The organism is Providencia lanzhouensis (genome assembly GCF_050469745.1).
Taxonomy (GTDB): domain Bacteria; phylum Pseudomonadota; class Gammaproteobacteria; order Enterobacterales; family Enterobacteriaceae; genus Providencia; species Providencia lanzhouensis.
In genome coordinates, this window is the sequence record NZ_CP174123.1 from 3663523 (window position 1) to 3678805 (window position 15283).

The 15283-nt window shown below is 40.5% G+C and carries 10 protein-coding genes and 1 pseudogene; 6 read left to right on the forward strand and 5 right to left on the reverse strand.

All coding sequences use genetic code 11. The features are described from left to right. Nucleotides 1-148: 148 nt before the first annotated feature. The 5 genes and pseudogenes from glgB to glgP form a co-directional block, all read left to right on the forward strand. A pseudogene (glgB, locus tag ACIH2S_RS17165) lies at nucleotides 149-2053 on the forward strand (1,4-alpha-glucan branching protein GlgB); the annotation flags it as partial. Then, a complete protein-coding gene (gene glgX / locus ACIH2S_RS17170) occupies nucleotides 2040-3986 on the forward strand; it encodes a glycogen debranching protein GlgX (RefSeq protein WP_108479526.1) in 1947 nt (648 codons plus the stop codon). The pseudogene glgB and the gene glgX, both read left to right, overlap by 14 nt. 9 nt (nucleotides 3987-3995) lie before the next feature. Next, entirely contained in the window at nucleotides 3996-5306 is a 1311-nt protein-coding gene (gene glgC / locus ACIH2S_RS17175; RefSeq protein WP_108479527.1) for a glucose-1-phosphate adenylyltransferase, read from the forward strand. An 11-nt stretch (nucleotides 5307-5317) separates the two neighbouring features. Further along, nucleotides 5318-6805: a glycogen synthase GlgA gene (gene glgA, locus ACIH2S_RS17180; protein ID WP_349488092.1), complete on the forward strand. Its 1488-nt coding sequence runs from the start codon at nucleotides 5318-5320 to the stop codon at nucleotides 6803-6805. After that, a complete protein-coding gene (gene glgP / locus ACIH2S_RS17185; protein ID WP_430247780.1) occupies nucleotides 6798-9242 on the forward strand; it encodes a glycogen/starch/alpha-glucan family phosphorylase in 2445 nt (814 codons plus the stop codon). The genes glgA and glgP overlap by 8 nt, the downstream gene beginning before the upstream one ends. 478 nt (nucleotides 9243-9720) lie before the next feature. Here the strand turns inward: glgP and ACIH2S_RS17190 are convergent, their stop codons facing one another. The 5 genes from ACIH2S_RS17190 to ACIH2S_RS17210 form a co-directional block, all read right to left on the reverse strand. After that, complete coding sequence (locus ACIH2S_RS17190; RefSeq protein ID WP_430247782.1) at nucleotides 9721-12054, reverse strand: DEAD/DEAH box helicase family protein; 2334 nt, start codon at nucleotides 12052-12054, stop codon at nucleotides 9721-9723. Beyond that, a complete protein-coding gene (locus tag ACIH2S_RS17195; RefSeq protein WP_430247783.1) occupies nucleotides 12021-12920 on the reverse strand; it encodes a HamA C-terminal domain-containing protein in 900 nt (299 codons plus the stop codon). The genes ACIH2S_RS17190 and ACIH2S_RS17195 overlap by 34 nt, the downstream gene beginning before the upstream one ends. Nucleotides 12921-13146: 226 nt before the next feature. Beyond that, entirely contained in the window at nucleotides 13147-13716 is a 570-nt protein-coding gene (locus ACIH2S_RS17200) for a DUF6630 family protein (protein WP_430247785.1), read from the reverse strand. Nucleotides 13717-13804: 88 nt separating this feature from the next. Then, complete coding sequence (locus ACIH2S_RS17205) at nucleotides 13805-14188, reverse strand: VOC family protein (protein ID WP_349488088.1); 384 nt, start codon at nucleotides 14186-14188, stop codon at nucleotides 13805-13807. A 40-nt stretch (nucleotides 14189-14228) separates the two neighbouring features. Continuing rightward, the gene (locus ACIH2S_RS17210) at nucleotides 14229-14714 is read right to left on the reverse strand and encodes a MarR family winged helix-turn-helix transcriptional regulator (RefSeq protein WP_036949201.1); all 486 of its coding nucleotides are present in this window, start codon (nucleotides 14712-14714) and stop codon (nucleotides 14229-14231) included. A 58-nt stretch (nucleotides 14715-14772) separates the two neighbouring features. Here ACIH2S_RS17210 and ACIH2S_RS17215 point away from each other — a divergent pair, with 58 nt between their 5' ends. Next, the gene (locus tag ACIH2S_RS17215; RefSeq protein ID WP_272535623.1) at nucleotides 14773-15249 is read left to right on the forward strand and encodes a carboxymuconolactone decarboxylase family protein; all 477 of its coding nucleotides are present in this window, start codon (nucleotides 14773-14775) and stop codon (nucleotides 15247-15249) included. The last annotated feature ends 34 nt before the right edge of the window (nucleotides 15250-15283 follow it).

The following is a 15283-nucleotide window of genomic DNA, read 5'->3' on the forward strand; positions in this document are numbered from 1 at the left end:
AAGTAAAGTTTAAATTGCTCATTTCACTTTTCTTGAGGTTATTTATTTGCCAAATAAAAATCGCGAAGTTATTTCTCAAATAACTTCAGGGCGTCGTTCTGCTGAAATATCCTCCGCAGAAACCCAAGCAATTAAAAAGCGCACTGATGGCTTTGGCACTCTCATTCGAGACATAGATGGTTGGCTACTGGCAGAAGGCACCCATCTACGTCCCTACGAATGTCTTGGTGCCCACCCCGTCAACTTCGACGGTGTTGATGGGGTGACTTTTTCTTTATGGGCACCCAATGCCCAACAGGTTTCTGTCGTCGGTGAATTTAATCAATGGGATGGGCGCATTCACCCAATGACATTACGCCATGAAGTGGGCATTTGGGAGCGGTTTATTCCTGAGGCAAAAATCGGGCAAGCGTATAAATATGAATTACAAGATAGCCGAGGTTATATGCGGGTCAAAGCTGACCCTTACGCACTCAAAAGCGTGCTATTTCCTCATGTGGAATCAGTGATAACGGCCTTGCCAGACAACCAAACTCCGCCCCCCTCTGCCAACGCAAATTCGCCACTTTCTGCGCCAATCTCAATCTACGAAGTGCATTTAGGCTCTTGGCGCCGTCATCCACACAATAATGGCTGGCTCAGCTACCGACAACTGGCTGAACAGCTTATTCCTTATGTGGCAGAAATGGGGTTTACCCATCTGGAATTGCTCCCTATCAGCGAACACCCGTTTGATGGTTCTTGGGGCTACCAACCTATTGGGCTCTATTCCCCAACCTACCGTTTTGGTGGCGTTGAGGATTTTCTCTACTTGATTCAAACCGCCCACCAGTATCACCTCAAAGTGATCCTCGATTGGGTACCCGCCCATTTTCCTAATGATGAATATGGGTTAATCCAATTTGATGGTACCGCACTGTATGAATATGCGGATCCGCGCGAAGGCATCCATCAAAACTGGCATACCTTGATTTATAACTACAGCCGCTATGAAGTGGCAAACTTTTTGGCAGGTAATGCCCTATATTGGCTAGAACGCTTTGGTATCGATGGGTTACGTGTCGATGCGGTCAGCTCAATGATTTACCGCGATTACAGCCGCGAAGAAGGGGAATGGGTACCCAACAAATGGGGAGGCAAAGAGAACCTAGAAGCCCTCGATTTTCTGCGTTATACCAACCAAATTGTTCAACAGAATTGTCCCCATGCGTTAATGATAGCCGAAGAATCAACCGCCTTTCCCAATGTCACAGGCTCTGTTGAAAATCACGGTTTAGGTTTTGATTTCAAATGGGATTTAGGCTGGATGCACGACACTCTGCGCTATATGTCCCTTGACCCGATTTACCGCCAATATCATCACCAACAAATGACCTTCGGCATGTTTTACGCCCACAGCGAGCACTTCGTTTTACCCCTTTCTCATGATGAGGTGGTGCATGGCAAAGGGTCACTTCTGAGTAAAATGTCCGGCGATACATGGCAAAAATTCGCCAATTTACGGGCTTACTATGGATTCATGTGGGGACATCCCGGTAAAAAATTATTGTTTATGGGGGGAGAATTCGCCCAAGGGCGAGAATGGGATCACGACACAGGGCTAGATTGGCATTTACTGAATCCTGAATATGATGGCTGGCACACGGGTGTACAGCGCCTTGTACGCGATTTAAATCATTGTTATCAGCAGCAGCCCCCGCTGTACCAACTCGATTATTCCCCACAAGGTTTTGAATGGTTGGTGGTTGATGATCACCAAAACTCAGTATTCGCCTTTGTGCGTCGAGATACCCATAACCATGAAATTCTAGTGGTATCCAACTTCACCCCTGTTCCCCGCGAAAACTACCGCATTGGCGTTCACCAATCAGGTTGCTATCAAGAAATCATCAATACCGATTCTCACTATTATCGCGGCAGTAATGTGGGTAATCAGAGCGCAATATCCACCCAGCAAATAGCGGCTCACGGTAAAAATCACTCCCTAAATATTACGCTTCCCCCTTTGGCTACCCTGTATTTGAAACGGGAGCGACCGAATGACACATTTTAATTTTCGGCAAGGTCATGCTCACCCACTTGGTAGCCACATGGACGAACACGGCGTCAATTTTGCTATTTACAGCGAGCGTGCCGAACACATTGACCTGTGCGTGCTGGACTCACTCGGTGCTGAAATTCGTTACCCGCTTTATCGGGGAGATAACCATATTTGGCATGGTTATTTAATGGGCGCAAAAGCGGGTCTACATTATGGTTATCGAGCTAGAGGGAAATGGGAACCAAAAGCAGGATTATATTTTGATGAAACTCACTTACTGATTGACCCTTACAGCCGCGAACTCACTGGTAAACAGCATCCTTATTCGGTCGTCAGCCATGAACCTTATGACTGGCAAGGAGATACCCCTCTTCATACTCCATGGTCAAAAACCGTGATTTATGAAGCTCATGTTCGCGGACTTACCAAGCAACACCCTGAAATTCCACCCGCTTTACGGGGAAGCTATGCTGCTATCGCACACCCTTGCATAACCCAGCATTTAACGCGACTTGGCGTGACGGCACTGGAGTTGCTCCCTGTGCAATTTCATCTGGATGAGCCGCGATTGCAGGCTAAAAATCTCACTAATTATTGGGGCTATAACACGCTGGCACCGTTTGCGATTGAGCCTCAATATTGGTCTGGGCAAGCAGGCTCTACGCCGTTGAGTGAGTTTCGCGATATGGTCAAAGCCCTGCATCGTGCCGGCATTGAAGTTATCCTCGATATTGTGTTTAACCACACTGCCGAATTAGACCGTTCAGGACCTTGCTTATCGTTTAGGGGGTTAGATAACCCCACCTATTACTGGTTAAACGACAATGGCGAATATGCGGATTGGACGGGCTGCGGCAATACGCTGAGGTTGTCTCATTCGGCAGTAAGCCAATGGGTGCTCGACTGCCTGTATTTTTGGGCGATTGAATGCCATGTTGATGGCTTTCGCTTTGATTTAGCCACGATATTGGGAAGAACGCCGGCGTTTAATTCTCAGGCTCCGCTGCTTAAAGCTATCACCCAAGACCCCATTCTTGAACAACTGAAGCTAATTGCTGAACCTTGGGATCTCGCCAACAACAGTTACCAATTAGGGCAATTTCCACCGCCTTTTGCCGAATGGAATGACCAATTTCGTAATGATTGCCGCCGTGCTGTTTTATATCGTGATATTCCTATCGGAACTTTGGCAAACCGCCTAGCTGGCTCACGGGATGACTTTTCACAAACCCGCTTTTCACCGAGTCATCCCTCTTGTTTTGTTTCAATTAACCACATCACCGCACACGATGGCTTTACGCTGAGAGATTTGGTCAGTTTTAATCACAAACATAACCATGCCAACGGTGAAAATAACCAAGATGGTAGTGACAGCAACAACAGCCATAATTATGGTTTCGAAGGGTTAAACGCCCCTGAAAAAATAATATCGGAACGCCAACAGAGTCAGCGCCATTTACTTAGCTTGCTGTTCCTGTCATTAGGCACGCCGATGCTGCGCGCGGGGGATGAGCTAGGGCATAGCCAACAAGGAAATAATAACGCTTATTGCCAAGATAACCCGATAAGCTGGCTTAACTGGCGGGAAGCGGATAGTGCTCTTATGGAATTTACGGCACAACTTACCGCTTTGCGCCAGCAAATCCCGGCTCTGACTTCGGGGCAATGGTGGCATTCACTGCCCCCCCATAAAACCGTTGAGTGGCTAAATGCCCAAGGCTCTCCCATAACCCTTGAACAATGGCAGCAATCATGCTCCATGCAAGTATTACTTTCTGGTCAATGGCTATTACTGATTAATTTCACTGAGCAAGTCCATTCGCTCACGCTTCCCGAGGGGGATTGGCACCCTGTCCCACCTTTTAATTGCCACCTAATTGGTTCTATTCCTCCAAAAACCTTCGTGGTCATGCAGCGCCACGATTTTTCGCCAAGTGCTCATTAAGGAATTGATATGTTAGAAAAAATGCCTTTTTACACCTACCCAAATCCCATTTCGAGGCAGCTATTATCCAAAGAACTTCCGAGCAATACAGTTGCGCTTATTTTGGCGGGTGGTAAAGGTTCTCGTCTCAAAGCCCTGACTCAGAAGCAGCCAAAACCTTCACTCCACTTTGGCGGGAAATTTCGAATTATCGATTTCACTTTATCTAACTGTATTAATTCAGGTATTTATCGCGTCGGTATACTGACCCAATACTATTCTCATCATTTAATCCAACATATTCAGCACAGTTGGTCATTTCTAAACGGGAAAACCAATGAATTCATTGAAATTTTCCCTGCTCAACAGAAACAGGATGCCGAAGATTGGTACCAAGGTACTGCCGATGCCATCTTTCAAAATCTCGATGTTATTAGCCAATATCAAGCCAAATACATCATTGTGTTAGCAGGGGATCATATCTACAAAATGGATTATTCCCGCATGTTGCTAGACCATGTAGAAAAAGGGAGCCAATGTACGGTGGCCTGTATTGAAGTACCCTGTAGCCAAGCATCTGAATTTGGCATTATGGACATTAACGATGACGAACAAATCATTAATTTTATTGAAAAACCTCAATTTCCCCCATCGATGCCCGGGAAACCTTATTCTGCATTAGCCAGCATGGGCGTGTACGTTTTTAATGCCCAATACCTCTATCAATTACTCGCGGAAGAGCAGCAGCAACAGAATACACAACATGATTTTGGCAAGAATTTAATCCCTAAAGCAGTACAGCAAGGTAAGGCTTGGGCGCATCCGTTTAGCCGTTCCTGCGTCTATTCTGATTTTAATATGGGCACATCCCCCTACTGGCGGGATGTGGGCACCATTGATGCTTACTGGAACGCCAATATTGATTTAGTTTCAGCGAAGCCCGCACTGGATATGTATGATCCTCATTGGTCGATTCGGACGGGTCACTCCCCATTGGCACCAGCTCGGTTTATTCAAGGTGAATCGCTGCAATCTCCTCAAATTACCAACACATTAATTAATGCTGGTTCTATCGTTGAAGACGCCAAAATTGCTAACTCCGTGATTTTCCAAAATGTCCGCGTGAATGCCCACAGCCAACTCGATGCCTGCGTGATCCTCCCCGATGTCTCTATTGGATACGCCTGCCGCTTACAACGCTGCATTATCGATAGCGGCTGTGTATTACCCAACAAACTGGTGATTGGTGAAAACCCGCAATGGGATGCACAACATTTCTATCGCTCTGAAGGTGGCATCGTCCTTGTCACTCAAAAAATGCTCGATAATCTTGCGGCTTAAAGGAGATTCAGATGCGCATACTTCATGCTGGCTCAGAACTATTTCCCCTTCTAAAAACAGGCGGCTTAGCGGATGTGCTCGGCGCATTACCCCAAGCTCAAATCGCTGAAGGGGCGGATGTCCGTATCGTATTACCCGGTTTTCCCGCGCTACTGGATGCGATTCACCACACCTTAGTTGGCAACCATATCAATACATTTGCAGGCCCCATCACTCTACGTTTTGGTTATTATGATGGTGTCGGTCTCTATTTAATTGATGCCCCACATCTCTATCAGCGCACAGGCAGCCCTTATCACGACAATCATCAACACGAATACAGAGACAACTATCTGCGCTTTGCCTTACTAGGCTGGATAAGCAGCGAACTAGCCTGTGGTTTTGATGTCGATTGGCGGCCTGACATTGTTCATGCCCACGACTGGCATGCAGGACTCTGCGCCGCCTATCTTGCCGCCAAAAATTACCCTGTTCCTTGCGTGTTTACCGTCCATAATCTGGCTTACCAAGGACTGTTTTCAGCAACCCATTTTCCTGAATTACAATTACCTAATGGCTTTTATTCCCCCGAAGGCTTAGAGTTTTATGGGCAAATTTCCTACCTAAAAGCGGGGCTGTTCTACGCCAATAAAATCACTTTTGTCAGCCCCACTTATGCCAAAGAAGTCACTATTCCCGAATACGGTTATGGACTCGCCAGTTTATTGAAACAGCGCCAATCTCAAGAGGATATTTTAGGGATCTTAAACGGCGTGGATTACCAAGTCTGGGATCCGCAACTTGACCCGTTGATCTCCCACAACTACGGGCGACAAAACATGCTCGGCAAAGCCATCTGTAAAATGACTCACCAGCGAGAAAACAAACTTAATGTCACCGATAAAGTGCCATTGTTCGGCGTTGTCAGCCGCCTCAGTACACAAAAGGGATTAGACCTCTTGCTAGAAGTGATCCCCGATTTGCTACACCAAGGTGGGCAGCTGTCAGTTTTAGGCACTGGCGACGCTGACTTACAACACGCCTTTGAGCAATTGGCTCACCAATTCCCAAAACAGGTTTCTGTCGTTATTGGCTATGACGAACTCCACGCCCATAAACTGATTGCTGCCGCTGACGTCATTGTGGTGCCAAGCCGCTACGAACCTTGTGGTTTGACCCAACTTTATGGTCTGAAATATGGCGCTCTTCCACTGGTTCGCCACACGGGCGGGCTAGCCGATACTGTCACCGATTGCTCCCTCGAAAATTTAGCAGATCGCACGGCAACGGGTTTTGTATTTCATGACTATCACGGCTATCGCTCCCACCATGGAAAAACTACCGAACTCAATGATGCTGTGCGTCGCGCTTTCGCGCTTTGGAATGAACCGACTCGCTGGAAACGCGTACGCCGACAAGGTATGCAGATGAATTTTAGCTGGCAAGCTTCCGCCAAAAAATACCTTGCGCTTTACCGGAACTTAATTGAGCCAACGACGGAAGGTGCTGACCATGAATGATCCATTTACCATCCAAAATCGCGAACAGCGAATCAACACTCTAATCGACTCCATCCAAACCAAATTGAAGTTTATGATTGGCAAAGACCCCATTATTGCCACTCAACATGATTGGCTAAATGCCATCTCCTACGCTATCCGCGACTTAACCGTTGACCGTTGGTTGCGTGCCATTCGCCGTTCTCTGTCTCAATCGGATCGCGCTGTCGCTTACTTATCCATGGAATTTCTGATTGGGCGCACCCTTTCCAATACTTTATTAAATTTGGGCATGTATGAGGATGTGTCTGATGCTTTGAAAAAGATGGGCTTTGAACTGAGTGCGATTTTAGAAGAAGAGGATGATCCTGGTTTAGGCAATGGAGGTCTAGGGCGCCTTGCTGCCTGCTTTTTAGATTCTCTCGCCACCTTAAAAATCCCTTCCGTTGGGTTTGGTATCCGCTACGAATATGGCATGTTTCAGCAAAATATTATTGATGGCCAACAAGTTGAGTCCACCGACCGCTGGCTACAATATGGCAATGCATGGGAATTTCCACGCTATAACCTTAGCTATAAAGTCCGCTTTGCGGGTCGCCTTCAGCAAGAAGGCAAAATCGTTCGCTGGGTGGAAACTGAAGAAGTGCTTGCTCGCGCCTATGACCAAATCATCATGGGCTATGGATGTGATTCCACCAACACTTTGCGCTTGTGGTCTGCCCATGCCACGAATGAGATGAACATCAACAAATTCAATCAAGGGGAATACTCAGCAGCCGTTGAAGAGAAAAATTTCTCTGAGAATGTCTCCCGCGTACTCTACCCTAATGATTCTACGGAATCGGGGAAAATTTTACGTCTTGGGCAAGAGTATTTTCTTGTATCAGCAACCTTGCAGAATATCCTCGATGTCCATTACCGAATCCACGGCACGTTAAGTAACCTTGCCGATAAAGTGGCAATCCATTTGAATGATACCCACCCCGTTTTAGCGATTCCTGAACTGATGCGCTTGCTTATCGATGAGCACGAATATGAGTGGGAAGCCGCATGGCAAATGAGTGAAAAAACCTTTTCTTACACCAATCACACTCTGATGGGAGAAGCATTAGAACGTTGGTCTGTCGACCTTCTTGGGCGATTACTCCCCCGCCACCTACAAATTATCTTTGAAATAAATGACCACTTTCTCACTAAGATCAAACAGCGTTACCCCAACAACCCAGAACTTTTAACTCGCTTATCTCTGATTGATGAATCCCATGGGCGCTATGTTCGCATGGCATGGCTTGCCGTCGTGGGCAGCTACCGAGTCAATGGCGTGTCCAAGCTGCATTCGGAGCTTATGACTCAAGAAATTTTCTCTGATTTTTCCAAAGTATTTCCTGAGCGTTTTAGCAATATCACCAATGGCATTACCCCACGCCGCTGGCTGGCGTTGTGCAATAAACCCCTTGCGAGCTTGATTGATGAAACCATCGGTGAAGGTTGGCGGGAAGATCTCACAGAGCTTTCTCGCCTACAGCAGTACACAGATTTTCCTCTATTTATCGAGCGGTTAAAAACCTGTAAGTTAGAGAACAAAGTTGCCCTCGCCGACTATATCGCTAAAAACGTCAATATCATCGTCGATCCTCACGCCATGTTCGATGTACAAATCAAACGCATTCATGAATATAAACGCCAATTACTCAATATCTTGCAAGTCATTGGGCGCTACCAGCGAATCTTGCAACTTCCCGAAAAGAATTGGGTTCCGCGCGTGGTGATTTTCTCGGGAAAAGCCGCCTCATCCTACGTTAACGCCAAAATGATCATCCGGCTTATCAATGATGTCGCTAACGTGATTAACCACGACGCCCGAATCAAAAATCGTTTAAAAGTGATTTTTATCCCGAATTACAGCGTCAGCTTAGCGGAGTTAATTATTCCCGCCACCGACTTATCCGAACAGATATCCCTTGCAGGAACCGAAGCGTCAGGAACAGGTAATATGAAATTTGCCCTCAATGGTGCATTGACTATCGGTACATTAGACGGCGCCAATATTGAAATTCGCGAACATGTTGGCGAAGAAAATATGTTTATCTTTGGGCATACCGCCGAGCAAGTTGACGCGATTCGTACACAAGGCTATGACCCAAGAAAGATTTACCAAGAACATGAAGACCTACACAATGTCCTCAATTCCCTTGTTTCGGGTATTTTCAGTCCCGATGACCCTAACCGCTATTACCCGCTTTATGATTCTCTGATTAATTTTGGAGACCATTATCAATTACTTGCCGATTACCACTCTTACGTTCAATCCCAAGATGCCGTCGATAAGCTATACCAATACCCAACGTTATGGGCGCAAAAAACACTCAATAATATCGCTAACATGGGCTATTTCTCTTCCGATAGAACTATTAATGAATATGTAGAAAAGATATGGCGAATGAAACCAAGCCCATAAGAAAAGCACTGACGCGTGCAAAATGCGCGGGGATGATGAAACAATCCCCCTTAGCAAGAAGGCTAAAAGTGTTAAATCTACCCACGTTCACGATAAAAAATGCTGAAACCTTAAAACTTGAGAGTACCTATACAGATAATAGAATGAATCGGTTTAGCTAACTTATAAAAATGTTCCAGTTAAAAGGGCATAGTAACCTTTATCTGTAATGGTTCATTCACAATTCGCCAACTTTAAATGGTAATATGAGATACAAAAAGGGAATAAAAATTATACCCCCCAATTTAAAAAATAATTCCTAACTACTTTAGCTAACTAACGACATTGAAAATATAAACAAGAAAATTATATATAATTTCATTCAAAAAAATATTAATCATCATAAATACTTACCTCTTAAAAATAAAAAACCATATCTCACCAATCACCATAAAATTTTATTCTTTAATGGTTTGAATTTAAAAAATGATATTGGTAATTATTTTAAATTCTTATTCAAAATAGAATCTACTAATTTAAATTTTTCATATTCATATTTATCAAAATTCCCAACAAAACCTTCAACTTCACCATCATCATAATATTCAATCACTTTATTTGGTACACCATAGTCACTTGCCAGCCTCCCCTTTTCTGAAACAGCATTGTATTCTAACTTGACAAGTAATTTATCAATCCCAGTTATTTCGCTAAAAACCCCTTTATTTTTAGTAACGCAAAAGTATTTATACATAACATTGAACACCCCTAAATATTTAACCAATTGATATTTTAATGTATTAAAAACAAATTTAGATGTTTCTCTTATTGCATTATCAATCGTATATTTTTCATTACTGACATTTCTTTTTAAGTTATATTCCACACTACCTATAAAGCCATCCTTTAAATAAAAAGATAGTAAATAAATCAATAAAGAATAGCTCTTACCTATATTTGCGCCTTTTTTTATCATGGCTTCATTTTCAATTAAAAAAATCAAATCCTTATTTGAGATAATTGGCTTTATTATTTTAAATATAACTTTCAACCCATCAAAATCAACTGATAGATTATAGTTTAATAATGATATTAATTTATTTATTTTTTTAATCTCATCATTTGAAATATCACATATCCCATCAAAAACCTTTAGTTTATCACTGTAGGATATCACCTTATACATTCCAATTATATCATCTGGAATACCTCTTTTTTCTAGTTCAAGTAAAATCGCATCTCTATTTAACTTATCTGAATCATTTAAGAAAGATTCATCTGTAATAAAATAGTCTATTTCATTTTTATTTGAATTTTGATCGAAATTTTTATGTTTAATTTCATCATCATCACCATTAATTATTTCATTGAATTTCTTATCTAGCACTAAAACACGTCCGCTATAATGGTGTAAAAATCGTCCCGCTCTTCCTGCTACATTTTTAGCATCAAATTTTTTTAATATTTTATTTCCTTTGGTGGAATTTAATACTAAAAGATTTTTTGCCGATGTATTAACACCTTCCGTAATAGTTGTTGTAGAAATTAATATATCTATATCACCATTATTGAATAAGTCAATTATTTCCTTCTGTATATATTTAGGAACTAATCCATGATGAATTCCTATTTTTTCTCTCAAAGATTCAATTACTACCCAGTTCTTATACTTATAACTTTTTACAAGATGCGATATAAATAAACTTAGTCTAGTTGATAATTTATAGTTACTACTTTTACTAATAATACTTTTTGCATAACGTTCAGCCGAACCTGGCCCTCTCGAATATAGTATTACATTCTCATTTACACTTCTTATATCAGATACTATTTTTGTAATTCGTTCTTCAATTCTTTTACCACTATAGCCTTTTAAATCAATGGTTAAGCCTTCATCAATGAATATTTTTCTATTTCCAATTAATGTATTCGATTTATTCACCATCTCATAATTATTAAAATCAACTATTATAAATTCATTATGCGTCAAAAAATTATTAAAAGATTGATTTGCATTAGTATCATCTTTTTTAGGAAACTGAATGTAAGGTCCTACAAGAAGAATATCTTTACATTTGACTAAAATATCCTGCAATGCAACTCTATATGCGGTATCTCTCTCATTTTCTATATTTAAAGAATCAATCATGAATTCGTTATCTATCTTATATATTTCATCTACAAAAACGAAATCAAATTTTAAATCTTTATTTTTATCAATAAAAGAGAGATAACGTTCAGGTGTGAATATAAATATATTCTTATCTTTAATATTAGTTATATCGCTCAGAGTATGTATTGAAAAATTATCATTAAAATATTTATACTCCGATAGTAGCATTAACTTTTCATAATTTTCAGATAACAAAGCTATTGTTGGAAATATTAAAACCACATTTTTATAATCAAAATTCTTTATTATCTCATAAATTAAAAATGTCTTGCCAAAAGATGTTGTTGCAGATAAAAAAAATCTATTTAGGTGATTTTTTTTGAATTTATCTAAAACCTGCTTCTGGTATTTATGTACCTTAATATTTTTATCTATATGCAATGTACTTTCATAAATAGATGCTGACAGTGTATTTAAATCAAAATCAGTAATATTGTCTTCATGACCAAATTTTTTTATTAATAAATCATAATAATGAGGAACACCACAAATATTTGAGAGATATCTAAGAAACTTCATATCAGAGCTAGATAAGTTTAAATCTTTTATTTTATCGAAATAATTACAAACCTTACTAATAAAATATGGCTCATCAATCTTTCCTCCTTGATATTCATTAAGTGTTTTTATAATAATAGCGGCTTCTGTGACTCTATCCATGTAATAACATCCTCTTTAATTTTCTTAACATTATCCACAGGTAAAAATATAAAAAAAACATCAAAATCAATAGATAGACTATATCCTTTAGGTGGATATTTAGCATTTATATAATCTATTGCTTTCTTTACTTTACTATCAAAGTCTGTTGAGTTATCAGGATATATAAGAAATATAGGGTAAATTAATTTGATATTAAATTTCTTAAGTTCATCTATAATTTTAATTGAAGGTTCTTTCTCCCAAGAGCTAATAACTTCCTTAAGTTTACATTCTTTCTTACTAAAACTTTCTTGAAAGTTCACCATTGCTAATATGTTTTCTTCTAAATAACCATCAGAAAAAGCCTTATCTAACCCTTCAACTGCTGATTTAATACAGCTCTCTAATGTTGTTCTAAACTTAACCTCTCCAAACCATAACTCTACCTTATTATCACTTTCGACTAAATGATAAGAGTCATAACCTTTAGTTTCAGAATTTTCTAACGGATTATAAAAATACCCTCTTGAAATAATAGGATTAGATTTATAGAAAAAACATAGCATAACATAAAGTAATACCTCGCCATAAAAACCATATTTTATTTTTGTTTCTGATTTTTGAGATTCTTTATATTTTATTTTTGTTCTTAAAGCAATTTCAAGCTGCTTTCTAAAATCTTTTCCTTCTAAATCAAAATGATTGAATGAATATTCAACAATTGAGTTATAGATTATTTCAGAAAGATCTGAATCATCATTACATTCAAATACATCATCGTTCAATGTACTCATCGTAACCTTAGATAAACTAGGTTCCATATTAGGCAATTTGTAACGCCATAATACTGTTTTTCCAAATAAACCTTTCAGTGATTCTCTCACTCAACACCTCTAGATCATGATACTTATTAGATATACCTAATATTAAAGCGTATCTATTCATGTTCAGAAGTGTTGCAGTAAATTTAGCTTAGTACAAGTCAATAAAATTATTATCAGTGATAATTTAGATACCTAGATCACAAATATAAATAAAAACATTATCTATATTCATAAAATAAAAAGTGAGATTACTTTTTCAATAAATTAGAAATAAAAAAGCCACTAATTAAAATAATTCACTCTGTAATTCTTCAATCTCTTCGTCATTCAGCTCAACCATGACGTCAAAATGTTCCATGATGTCCATAAATGGTTCGAAAATACCGGAAGGAATTAAGATCTCATGGTAAGCATCATTACCGGAAGTCAGGCCCAATAAATAGTAGCCAAGCGCTTGTAGCTGCTGATTAGCACGAACAAAAATTTGGTCTGGTCTTAAATCGTTTTTAGGGTCTTTAACGGCAAAATCTAGCTGAATATCCAATCCTTCGAACTCAACCGCATTTTCCAAAAAGCCTACAGCAGACTCACTGTCTTTCCAGTCTATCCAAAAGCTGTTTCCCATATTCGACCTGACAATAAGATCTGCCATTAAATAGCCAATTTCACCCTCTTCGATACGTTCGACGAACCCCTCTTCGTCTTCACTGATCGACTCTTTTAACTCTTCCTCAAATGAAGAGATATCCGTTTCCATATTCTCGATTGAATCTGGATTTAACAGCTTCGCCAGCTTGTTAACCACCTGCATAATATCATTGAAATGGTCGAGCGCTTCTGGGTTCATGCCCTGCATCGTTGTTCCTTATTTTTAGCGTAATTATCTGTATTCTCACTAAAATAGGTGATTCGGTATATCGACTAATTCCGATATTTACAATGAATTAACCCTGCACTGGCGTGCAAATTTCGATCAAAAAGCCATTTAGATCATGAATATAACCGATGGTTTGTCCCCAAGGCATCTCCTGCGCATCTTGTACCAACTTAGCACCTGCTTTAACCGCTTGAGCCAAAGCGTTTTCCACATTATCAGTCTCAAAAGCAAGTTCAAAAACAGGAGAATGCGGATTGGGAGCAACCGCGCCTTTACCTAGTTGGTTCATTAGTGCCAATGAAGAAAATGAAATCGTTGTGCTGCCAGTATCCAGCTCGCCATAATCACCACTTTCATGGAGAAAGGATTGTTTAAAACCAAAAGCTTGTTGGTAAAAATCGAGGGTTTTCTCTACATTCTCGACATACAAAATAGCATATTTGAATTTCATTATTTTCTCTCACGTCATAGGAAGTATTAGATAGGGAGTATTAGGCTTTGTCGATATCAAATTGCTTGGCAATATCCACCAGCCATTTTCGGATCACTTTTTCATCAGACTCGCTCACTCCACTTAATAATCTATTTTCAGTGGATTTAACAGCACCTTTGCATTGAAGTAATAATGCTTTCCCTAATTGGGTTATTTCAATAATTTGGATCCGCCCATGCTCAGGGTGCGGCAACTTAGAGATCATTCCCGCCTTTTCGAGGTTTTTCACAATCACACTCATGGTCTGCGGCGTTAATAATGATAGCCTCGCTAAATCAGCCCCTGAGGCTTTAGGATATTCTGCAATCATTAGCAACACAGAAAATTGAGGAAGCGTTACACCCACATCCTGCAAAACTTGTTCCATGCGAATACGATGAGCCGCGTGAGCCTGCCGCAGTAAATAGCCAATATGACCTGATTCCCCACGTTTGCCTTCCCCTATTTCAGGGATCATCGATGTATTAACTTTTGACTTGCGCATAATGTAAGAATTCGAATATTATTATCAGAGTTCTTATATTATCTGTTTGGAGCACAGAATGAAACCTGAAATTATTGGAAGAAGTGATTGGAATCAGTTTGAAAAAATCGCCCCTGAAGTCGTTGCTGCGATGGGAGAACTGGGAAAAGCCGTTAGCAATTCAGGGCTTGAAAAACCGCTCACTGAGTTACTGAAAATACGCGTTTCCCAAATCAACGACTGTGCGTTTTGCTTGCAGTATCACTTAAACTTAGCCCGTAAATTAGGGATTGAAGCCGCTAAATTGGATCTTTTACCAACTTGGCGTGATGCCGGTATTTATACTCCCCGCGAACAAGCGGCGCTTTCTTGGGCAGAATCACTAACGCTAATGGCTGCTCAGCATGTTTCTGATGATGTTTATCAAGCACTACAGAATGAATTTACTGAATCCGAAATTGCGTTTCTAACCTCAGCGATTGGGGCGATTAACGCTTGGAACCGCATCGCGGGCGCTCTGCAATTTGCGCCACCAATTCCTAAATCGAGTTTGTAAAATCGTGCATCCCAAGGTGAATATCGCCCTTGGG

Coding starts and splice junctions, on each gene's coding strand:
- glgC (WP_108479527.1), top strand. CDS start 3,996: ATGTTAGAAAAAATGCCTTTTTACACCTACCCAAATCCCATTTCGAGG.
- ACIH2S_RS17205 (WP_349488088.1), bottom strand. CDS start 14,188: ATGAAATTCAAATATGCTATTTTGTATGTCGAGAATGTAGAGAAAACC.
- ACIH2S_RS17210 (WP_036949201.1), bottom strand. CDS start 14,714: ATGCGCAAGTCAAAAGTTAATACATCGATGATCCCTGAAATAGGGGAA.
- ACIH2S_RS17200 (WP_430247785.1), bottom strand. CDS start 13,716: ATGCAGGGCATGAACCCAGAAGCGCTCGACCATTTCAATGATATTATG.
- ACIH2S_RS17215 (WP_272535623.1), top strand. CDS start 14,773: ATGAAACCTGAAATTATTGGAAGAAGTGATTGGAATCAGTTTGAAAAA.
- glgA (WP_349488092.1), top strand. CDS start 5,318: ATGCGCATACTTCATGCTGGCTCAGAACTATTTCCCCTTCTAAAAACA.
- glgP (WP_430247780.1), top strand. CDS start 6,798: ATGAATGATCCATTTACCATCCAAAATCGCGAACAGCGAATCAACACT.
- glgX (WP_108479526.1), top strand. CDS start 2,040: ATGACACATTTTAATTTTCGGCAAGGTCATGCTCACCCACTTGGTAGC.
- ACIH2S_RS17190 (WP_430247782.1), bottom strand. CDS start 12,054: ATGGATAGAGTCACAGAAGCCGCTATTATTATAAAAACACTTAATGAA.